Raw genomic sequence first — 5,503 nt, 5'->3', positions numbered from 1 at the left:
CGGCGGGTGCGGCGGGCGGGTCGGGGAAACGGGCTGGTCGCAAGGCCAGTACCGCGCCCCGGCCCGACCCAACCCAGCCGCAAACGGCGATGATCTTGCGAGGGTGTCATCCGTGCGGGTGAGCCCGAGGCCGTATGGCTGCGGTGGGTGAAGCCTCGCGAGGACGATCGACGACTGTGGCCCGTACCCCGTTGGACCTGGACGAGCTGGTCGAGCACTGGACGCTGCTGAAGGACGAGCAGGAACTCGTGTCCGGCAAACGCGGTGCGACGCGGTTGGGCTTCGCGGTGCTGCTGAAGTTCTATACGCAGCACGGCCGGTTTCCCCGGGGCCGGTTCGAGCTACCGGGCGAGGCGGTGGAGTTCGTAGCCCGACAGGTGCAGGTGTCCGTGTCCGAGCTGGGGACGTACGAGTGGACCGGCCGGACGATCGAGTACCACCGTGCACAGATCCGCGGCACCTGGGCTTCCGCGAGTGCAGCGTCGCGGACGCGGACAAGCTGGCGGCCTGGCTCGCCGAGCACGTCGCGTGCAAGGAGCGGCGGCCGGAGCAGGTGCGGGTGGAGCTGCTGGCCCGCTGCCGCACGGAGTGCATCGAGCCGCCCACTCCGGGGCGGTGTGACCGGATTGTGGCGTCGGCGTTGTGGGCGGCCGAGGAGAGGCTGACGGCTCGGATCTCGGCGCGGCTGACGGCGGACAGCATCGAGCGGATCGTGGCCCTGGTCGCCGGCGCCGACCAGGAGGACGACGCCGTACCCGGTGATGCCGGTACCGGTGAGGGCGGGGACGGCCCGCCGGTGTTGGGGAAGATCAAGGAGGCTCCGGGCAACGTGAGCCTGGAGACGATGCTCACCGAGATCGACAAGCTGCTGGCGGTCCGTGCGGTCGGCCTGTCGGCGGACCTGTTCGCCGATGTCGCGCCGAAGGTGGTGGCCGGATGGCGGGCGCGGGCCGCGGTGGAGTCTCCGTCCCATCTGCGGACGCACCCGCTGCCGCTGCGGGTGACGCTGCTGGCCGCACTGCTGCACGAGCGGGAGCGAGAGATCACGGACACGCTGGTCGAGTTGCTGATCTCCACGGTGCACCGGATCGGGGCGCGGGCGGAGAAGAAGGTCACCGAGCAGCTGGTCAATGCGTTCAAGAGGGTGTCGGGCAAGGAGAACATCCTCTTCAAGCTTGCCGAGGCATCGCTCACCGAGCCGGAGGGCACGGTCCGCGAGGTCGTCTACCCGGCGGTCTTGGGCGGGGAGCAGACGCTGCGGGAGCTGGTGCACGAGTTCAAGACCCGCGGCCCGGTCTACCGGCGCACGGTGCAGACCACGTTGAAGGCGTCCTACACCAACCACTACCGGCGCGGGCTGATCAAGCTGCTGGATGTGCTGGAGTTCCGCTCGTCCAACCACACGCACCGGCCGGTGATCGAGGCCCTGGCGCTGGTGGCCTGGTACGCGAACGCCGGGAACACGACGTACTACCCGCTGGGCGAGACGGTGCCGGTGCACAAGGCGATGGGCGGGGACTGGGCCGAGGTCGTCCATCGCACTGACAAGCGGGGCCGGCGCCGGGTGGTGCGCATGGTCTACGAGGTCGTCGCCTTCCAGGCCCTGCGCGATCAGCTCAAGTGCAAGGAGATCTGGGTCGTCGGCGCCGACAAGTGGCGCAACCCCGACGAGGATCTCCCCCAGGATTTCGCCGAACGGCGCGAGGAGAACTACCGCGAGCTGCGCAAACCGCTGGACGCCGCCGTCTTCATCGACGAGCTGCGCGAGCAGATGACCACCGAACTGACCCTGCTCAACGACCAGATACCCAAGCTGAGCTGGCTGGACATCGCCGAGCGCAAGTCCGGGGCGATCCGGCTGACCCCGGCCGAGGCCCAGCCCGAGCCGCGCAACCTGCGCAGGATCAAGGGCGAGGTACAGCGCCGGTGGGGCATCGTGCCGCTCATCGACATGCTCAAGGAAGCCGTGCTACGCACCGGCTGCCTGGACGCGGTCACCTCCGTCTCCGGCGGCGGCTCCCTCTCGGCGGAGGTCCTGGCCGAACGCCTGCTCCTGGTGATCTACGCCTACGGCACCAACACCGGGATCAAGGCCGTCGCCTCCGGCGGCCACGGCCACACCGAGGACGAACTGCGCTACGTACGGCGCCGCTACCTGTCCGCCGAGGCCGCACGCGCCATCGCCATCCAGATCGCGAACGCCACCTTCGCCGCCCGCAGCACCGAGCTGTGGGGCCAGGGCTCGACCGCGGTCGCCTCCGACTCCACCCACGTGCGCGCCTACGACCAGAACCTGTTCACCGAGTGGCACTCCCGCTACGGCGGCCGCGGAGTGCTCATCTACTGGCACGTGGAGAAGAAGTCCCTGGCCATTCACTCCCAGCTGATCAACTGCACCGCCTCCGAGGTCGCCGCGATGGTCGAGGGCGCAATGCGGCACGGCACGGCGATGGACGTCGAGTCCAACTACACCGACTCGCACGGCCAGTCGGAAATCGGCTTCGGCGTCACGAGACTGCTGAACTTCGACCTGCTGCCGCGCATCAAGCGGATCAACAAGGCCAAGCTGTACCGGCCGGTGGCCGGCGAACCGGACGCTTACCCGCAGCTCGGTCCGGCGCTGACCCGCCCGATCCGCTGGGAATTCATCGCCCAGCAGTACGACCAGATGATCAAGTATGCGACCGCGATCCGTACGCGGACCGCGTCCACCGAGGCAATCCTGCGCCGATTCACCCGCAACGCCTCCCACCCCACCTACGCGGCGATGCTGGAGGTCGGACGGGCGCAGAAGACCATCTTCGTGGCCCGCTACCTGCGGCTGCGGGACCTTCAGCGGGAGATCGAGGAGGGCCTGAACGTCATGGAGTCCTCCAACGGCGCCAACTCCGTCCTCGCGTACGGCAAGGGCGGGGAGATCGCCTCGAACCGGCGCGACGAGCAGGAGATGTTCGTGCTGTGTCTGCGGATCCTGCAGTCCGCCCTGGTCTACGTGTTCTCTGAACTACGAGCACGTAACGCGATCATGGCTCGGCTCGTAAGCAGATGAAGCTGCAGGCGAAGGAGATGAAGGCGTCGTGGAGTTCGGTGCGGAGGCACCGGACACTTTCCCTGACTCGACGATCCCGCGTGGTTCACGCGGACACTGCCGGCCTTTCTCGGCTGACCGTGTCGAGCAGCAGCTTCGCGGCCACCGTCGCCCCGTTGGTGCGGATCGTGCCGGCCACGGCGGCCGCTCGTGCGCGGGTCTCGGGGATCAGGGCCGTCCTCAGCGCGGCCGACAGGGACTCGAAGGTCGGAGCTGGACCGTCGTGTGCCGCGCCGATGCCCAACTCGGCTACCCGGCCGGCCCAGTACGGCTGATCCGCCAACTGGGGGACCACCACCTGGGGGGCGCCGCCCCGGGCGGCCGTCGTCGTCGTACCCGCGCCGCCATGGTGCACGACGGCGGCCACCCGGCCGAACAGCGCCTGGTGGTTGACCTCGCCGACGGCGAAGCAGTCCTCACGGCCGTCGATCAGCGCCAGGTCCGCCCAGCCGCGCCCGATGACGGCGCGGCGGCCCTGCGCGCGGACCGCCTCGATCGCCACCTGGGCAACGTCCGTCGAGGCGTGCATCGGCATGCTGCCGAAGCCCACGTACACCGGTGGCGCGCCGGCGTCCAGGAACGCTACCAAGGCGGCCGGGAGCGGGCGCTCGTCCGGCAGGATCCACGCGCCGGTCTGAACGACATCGAGGTCCGGTGTCTCCTGCCACGGGTCCAGGACCGGGTCCGTCGCCAGCCATGGCTGGTCGCCGATGACGTAGTCGCGGACGTGCTGCACCGGGGGCAGACCGGCCGCCGCCCGGTTCGTGTTAAGCGCCTCGCCGAACAGCGCGTCGATGCTCTGGGCGTCCAGATCCCACAGCACCCGGTTGTCGGTGACCTCCGGCGGGAACGGCCGCCCCGCATACGCCAGCGGCGGGCGGTGCGGCGCCGGCAGGGTGAGCTGCTGGAAGGTCACGGACACGGACCGGATGCCCAGCATCTCGGCCACCGACAGCGCACCGGCTGCGGCCGGCATCATCCCTGTCGCCACCAGCACGTCGCATCCCTCGGCCGTCGCGGTGACCGCGTCGAACTGCCCGGCAATCACCTCGGCCGCACGCTGCGGCAGGCCAGACGCCGGCGGGGCCTCCTTCGTCCACGCCCGCGCCGACCGGCTGACGGGCACCAGCGGCACGCCCACACCGCCCAACCGCCGCGCGAAGTCCTCATCCGGCGGCGCGCACACCCGCACCTCCGCGCCGAGTTCCCGTAACTGCACCGCGAGTCCCACCAGCGGTTCGACGTCCCCGCGCGACCCATACGTCGACAACAACACACGCACTTCGCGACACCCATTTCCGTAGGTTCTGGCTTCGGCCAGCGATTCTGCGGCACGCCGGGGGCCTTGCCGCAAGCCCCCCGGTGCGCTATACGTTGAGCATGGCAAGGAGTGGGTAACCTTTTTGCCTTTGCCTTTTGGCGTTCGCTGTGCAGGAACCGGTCCCGAAAGTCGGAGCGGTGCAGCCAGCACCGATGCGCGATGACGAGTTCGACAGTGGCACTCAAGCTGTGCACGCCGCGGGCGTGAGCCTGCAGGCGTCGGTGCAGCTGGTCGTCGGAGGACGTCATGAGGGGTCCTTGCTCGCGGTGACTGTGCGGCTGGCGATGTCCCGGAACGCGGGTATGCCAAGGCTGACGGTCATGGTCCGGCGGGCCCGCTCGTCGAGCTGAGCGAGTTTCTGCACGGCGCCGGCGAGGCTGACCTTGAGCCCTTCGACTTCGCCGAGCCATCCCTCTCGTTCGGCTTCGGCGATGCGGTCGCGCAGGTTGTCACGGATCTCTTGGATGCGGGGGCGCTGGTCGGGATCGGGCCGCAGGAGGCTGCATCGCAGGCAGCTGTGCTCGTGGACGCAGCTGGTTCCGTAGGTGCGGCCGCAGTCGCCCAGGGCGACCCGGCGGCGTTCGAAGTGGCCGAGGAACTCCTCCCACTCCTCGTCGGTGGGGGTTCGGTACTCCTGGCTGGGGCGGGTGGCACGGCGGCGGGAGATGAACGCGCGGTGGCCGTTGATGACCTCCTCGGGATAGACCGCCTTGTAGCCCATGGTGGTGTTGATGTCGCGGTGGCCGACCACGAGCTGGGCGATGTGGGGCGGCATGCCGTTCATGATCGCGTCCGTGATGAACAGCCGTCGGAAGTCGTGAGGGCTGAACGTCAGCGGCCGGTTGCTGGTGTCGGTCAGCCCGGTGCGGGAAAGCGCGTCGTTGAGCATCTGCCGGATCCCGCTGACCGGGATCGGTCGGTTCTCCACGCCGAAGTGGCGCTGGAACAGCAGCGGCATCGCAGGATTCCAGACGCGCTCATGGCCGTCGTAGGAGACCACGAGGGGAACGGCGCCGTTCCCCGAGTTCATCAGTTGATGGGCACATGAATGGGTCCGGGGCGTCGTTGTCGCAGGTCAGCGCGATACGGCCTGT

The 5,503-nt window shown here is 69.2% G+C and carries 3 protein-coding genes and 1 pseudogene; 2 read left to right on the top strand and 2 right to left on the bottom strand.

Annotated elements, in window-relative coordinates; translation table 11 throughout:
* Positions 1 to 134: 134 nt before the first annotated feature.
* Together JL475_RS41825 and JL475_RS37860 are read left to right on the top strand one after the other, a co-directional pair.
* A pseudogene (locus JL475_RS41825) lies at positions 135 to 401 on the top strand (DUF4158 domain-containing protein); the annotation flags it as partial.
* Positions 402 to 412: 11 nt separating this feature from the next.
* Entirely contained in the window at positions 413 to 3,049 is a 2,637-nt protein-coding gene (locus JL475_RS37860) for a Tn3 family transposase (protein WP_307825320.1), read from the top strand.
* Between the two features lie 85 nt (positions 3,050 to 3,134).
* Here the strand turns inward: JL475_RS37860 and JL475_RS37855 are convergent, their stop codons facing one another.
* Positions 3,135 to 4,364 carry a glycosyltransferase gene (locus JL475_RS37855; RefSeq protein ID WP_202282747.1) on the bottom strand — a complete coding sequence of 410 codons (1,230 nt, stop codon included), beginning with the start codon at positions 4,362 to 4,364 and terminating at the stop codon, positions 3,135 to 3,137.
* A 289-nt stretch (positions 4,365 to 4,653) separates the two neighbouring features.
* Positions 4,654 to 5,439, bottom strand: coding sequence for a site-specific integrase (locus JL475_RS37850; RefSeq protein WP_202282746.1), 786 nt, complete (start codon positions 5,437 to 5,439; stop codon positions 4,654 to 4,656).
* Positions 5,440 to 5,503: the final 64 nt, after the last annotated feature.

The organism is Streptomyces sp. M2CJ-2 (genome assembly GCF_016757295.1).
Lineage (GTDB): Bacteria > Actinomycetota > Actinomycetes > Streptomycetales > Streptomycetaceae > Streptomyces.
The sequence above is the reverse complement of the archived record's forward strand: the minus strand, read 5'-3'. Positions and strand labels throughout refer to the sequence as shown.

What these genes read in the sequence shown, in the direction of transcription:
- JL475_RS37850 (WP_202282746.1), bottom strand. Translation starts at nt 5,439, where the DNA reads ATGAACTCGGGGAACGGCGCCGTTCCCCTCGTGGTCTCCTACGACGGC.